The sequence below is a fragment of the Bacillus sp. LR--39 genome (assembly GCF_053613335.1).
In genome coordinates, this window is record NZ_JBSIOT010001061.1 from 1 (window position 1) to 644 (window position 644).

General features: G+C 51.6%; 1 protein-coding gene. It reads left to right on the forward strand.

Translation table 11 applies throughout. The features are described from left to right. Positions 1-644, forward strand: a 644-nt coding sequence (locus tag ACWHAR_RS28425) for an LLM class flavin-dependent oxidoreductase (protein ID WP_452088615.1), incomplete at both ends; no start/stop codon positions are given.

The window sequence follows — 644 nt, forward strand, 5'->3', positions numbered from 1 at the left end:
AAAGGACTTAAAGTTTTTAGTCGCGGTAAGACCTGGTTTAATGCAGCCTTCTCTGGCAGCCAGAATGACATCCACCCTAGACCGCATTTCAGACGGCCGGCTGCTGATCAACGTTGTGGCAGGGGGCGATCCGTATGAGCTGGTAGGCGATGGCCTGTTTATCAGCCATGATGAGCGCTACGAGGCAACAGACGAATTTTTAACCGTTTGGCGGAGACTTTTGCAGGGAGAAACGGTTTCCTATGAAGGAAAGCATATAAAAGTGGAAAACAGCAATCTGCTTTTCCCGCCGCAGCAAGAGCCGCATCCGCCCATCTATTTCGGTGGTTCGTCACAGGCTGGGATTGAAGCTGCCGCAAAGCATACAGACGTATACTTGACATGGGGTGAGCCGCCTGAACAAGTAAAAGAAAAGATAGAGAGAGTCAAAAAGCAAGCGGCAAAAGAAGGGAGATCCGTTCGATTTGGTATTAGGCTGCATGTCATTGCCCGTGAAACTGAACAAGAGGCGTGGGAAGCGGCTGAGCGCTTGATCAGCCACTTGGATGATGACATCATTGCCAAAGCGCAGGCAGCTTTGAGCCGTTACGACTCTTCAGGCCAGCAGCGGTTGGCCGTCCTTCATCAAGGCGATCGGACGAAGC